Origin of the sequence: Hyella patelloides LEGE 07179 (assembly GCF_900659865.1) — a bacterium.
GTDB lineage: Bacteria > Cyanobacteriota > Cyanobacteriia > Cyanobacteriales > Xenococcaceae > Hyella > Hyella patelloides.
In genome coordinates this window covers 1-1942 of record NZ_LR214273.1, presented here as the reverse complement: position 1 = coordinate 1942, position 1942 = coordinate 1, and the positions used below count along the sequence as shown (strand labels likewise).

The following is a 1942-nucleotide window of genomic DNA, read 5'->3' as shown; positions in this document are numbered from 1 at the left end:
TAAATTAATAGGCGTAGCAAGTGCAAGTATTCGAGAAATAAGAGTTAGAGTAAATAGTTTCATGCATTTGGATGATGAATACTTTCATTAACTCATGTTGTTTAGCTTAACCGAACAGTATTGTCTCGTCGATAGTTTTACTAGCCATCAAGCGATCGCCCGAATAAAATTCTATTTACCGTTGGGATGATCAATCAACACCTTTGAGGGTATCGAGTTTCTTCGTTAAAAAGCCCGAAAATACCGAGATTACCCGACGCTTGCGTTCTTTAATATTGACATTAATAGCCATACCAGATTCCAGAGCCATCGGTTGACCATTAACATCCATAAACTGCTGTTCTAGCTTAATTTTGGCAGGATAGCGAGCATAAGGATGCTGTTGGTCTGGTTCTAAAGCATCTGCCCCCACCCAGATTAACTTACCTGAAATAGCACCAAATTCACTAAAGTCAAACGAATCAACCCGCACATCTACATCCATCCCCAAACGGACAAAACCGCGATCTTTACTGGGAATATACACCTCAGCAATCAAAGCATCATCGGGGACAATTTCTAACAGTGGTTGCGTCGGTTGCGCTACAAAACCCTCGTGAGCTTTCAATTCAAAGATCGTTCCCCCTACAGGTGCTTTAAGCTGATGATATTTGAGATTTTGCTGTTGGGAAACAATTTGACTCTCGATTTCGGCAATTTGCTGGTCGTTTGCCATAACTTGTTTACCTAGCTGACTGTCAATTTCCGCTATCCGTTGTTGATTGGCTGCAATTTTAGTTTGTAAGTCGGAGTTAAAAGAAGCTACTGTATTAGTTAAATTAGCTCTAGCCTGAGAAATGGCACTTTCTAATCTGCCCCGTTCCTGATTGAAAGATTCAATTTCCCCCAATAGTGATGTTACCGAACTTTGGTGGGTATCCACTTCGATTTGACTGTTACCCGCTTCTTGTTGTTGACGGCTGTATTGAATTCGAGAAATCGCCCCCGCTTCTACCAAAGGAGCAATCTCAGAGGCGATCGCCCGTTCCGTAGTAAGATTACCCTTAGCAGTAGCCAATTGATTCTGAGCAGTAATTAATAACTCTCTCGCATTTGTCTGTTTGTTAGCTGTTTGTTGCAGTTGCCACTCAAGCTGTTTAATTTCTTGTTCCACCGACAGTATCCGAGAATTGCGTTCGGCTTGTAAGACTTGACCTCTTGCTTGCTGTTCGGAATTTAAAGCAGAATCAATAGAGCCAGCAATTAAAGCTTGATAGAGCTGATTTTCTTGAGCAATTGTCTGTTTATTTTGCAGCAAAAGGGCAAATTCTGGAGCTAAATCGATATTAGATGGTAAATTACCCTCTGAAATCGCCATTTGTTGACGATAAAAGTTATTTTCAGCAACTAATGATTGTTCAACCTGTTGCAAGGATTTAATCTGAGCTTCCACAGTAGTACGGTCAAACTGTAGTAGGATATCACCTTTGGCTACTCTTTCTCCATCTTCGACAAATACCTCTGCGACAACACCGCTCACGGAAGCTTGAATTTCTTTGACTGCATCTTTGGGTTCGAGTTTTCCTGCTGCGGGAATGACCTTTTCTATCTTGGCAATACTCGCCCAAGCAACAGTACAGGTAGTTAAACTGACCAATCCCCAAATTAGCGCACGCGACCATACTGAAGGCTGTTTAAAGAATACCGCAGGTTGAGGATTGAGAGTTAATTGTCTTTCGTCAATTAATGCCAGTTGGTTACTTGATGTAGCTGGGGTGGTTTTGAGGGTTAATTGTGGATTGTTCATGGTTAATACTCGCTAATTGCTAATTGTTCACTTTGTTTTAATGAGTCAATTAGTGAATATTGAAGTTCAAACAATTAATCATTTAGGAATAATAGCTGGAATAATAGATGAAATAGGAATAGTAGAAATCATAAATGAACAGTTAGGTATTAAACC

The 1942-nt window shown here is 40.4% G+C and carries 2 protein-coding genes; one reads left to right on the top strand and one right to left on the bottom strand.

Annotation, left to right across the window (positions count from 1 at the left end; all coding sequences use genetic code 11):
- Positions 1 to 190: 190 nt before the first annotated feature.
- Positions 191 to 1786 (bottom strand): beta-barrel domain-containing protein, encoded by a 1596-nt coding sequence (locus tag H1P_RS33055; RefSeq protein ID WP_144875688.1) that lies wholly within the window; start codon positions 1784 to 1786, stop codon positions 191 to 193.
- Between the two features lie 40 nt (positions 1787 to 1826).
- On the opposite strand from H1P_RS33055, the gene H1P_RS33050 reads away from it, so the two are divergent.
- Positions 1827 to 1942, top strand: a 116-nt coding sequence (locus H1P_RS33050) for a DUF4277 domain-containing protein (RefSeq protein ID WP_144875603.1), incomplete at its 3' end; no start/stop codon positions are given.